Origin of the sequence: Mucilaginibacter arboris (assembly GCF_009754915.1) — a bacterium.
Classification (GTDB): Bacteria; Bacteroidota; Bacteroidia; order Sphingobacteriales; family Sphingobacteriaceae; genus Mucilaginibacter_A; species Mucilaginibacter_A arboris.
Map to the genome: position 1 here is coordinate 1 of NZ_WPIK01000056.1, position 886 is coordinate 886.

Annotated in this window: 1 protein-coding gene; it reads right to left on the minus strand. The window is 31.7% G+C overall.

What is annotated here, in order from left to right; all coding sequences use genetic code 11:
• Window positions 1–197: 197 nt before the first annotated feature.
• Complete coding sequence (locus tag GO621_RS18690; RefSeq protein WP_157569926.1) at window positions 198–827, minus strand: hypothetical protein; 630 nt, start codon at window positions 825–827, stop codon at window positions 198–200.
• Window positions 828–886 lie beyond the last annotated feature (59 nt).

Here is an 886-nt window from a genome sequence, read left to right on the forward strand (position 1 = left end):
AACGGAAAAGGCTTGGCGAAGAACTGGGATTTGAAACTCGTCAGCCAAAACTGAAGTTAAATTTATATTAAAATGCTGATACTTCTTTTATCAGCTAAATTTTGTTCCTTCTGCCGGAACTGAAGCAAAATAGTAAAACAAAAGTCCAATTACTTCCGTCCCCCAGTTTTTTGCCAAACCAATGTTGTGCGTAGTATTTATTCTCCAAATGCAATTAAAATCTGATAGAATATTTTACCGTTTGGAAGATAAAAAATTAAGTCTTGTTGTCCTAATGAACTTGTTTGTTTTTTTGCGATGTAAGGTTTGAATATAAATTTTTTATTGCCTTTTGAATAAACCATAACATGTCCACTAAAAATTAAGTCATTACCTATAAGATGAAATTCTTCATTTAGTTCTTGCATGTCGGCACTAATTCTTTCGTGTCTTAAAATACTATCACGCTCAACTTCTCCATAACTATAAAAAATGTCTTTAACTCTTATAGTTTTAGTGTTTGATTTGAGTGTATCAGTAAAATTTTTAAAAGAATAGTTTGGTGTAGCTTCAATGTTTTTCACGTTGGTAATGAAGTCTGAAATATCACTTTGTTTAAAGTATAGAACAGCATTTGGTAAATCGTAAATAAAAGTTTTCTCAACTGCTGTGTCTATAAATAAAGGTTTTATTTTCTTTCTGCGTACATCAAAGTTTGTCTGGGAAAAACATATAGTTGTCATCAAAACAAGTAGAGAAGTTAGCAAGAATTTAGGTGTCATAATATTACGCACAACGGAAAAGGCTTGGCGAAGAACTGGAAATAGAATTCCGTCTGCCGAAACCAAAGTTAAATTAATGTTCCAAAGCTGATGCTTCTTTTACCAGCTAAATTTCTGTTCCTTCA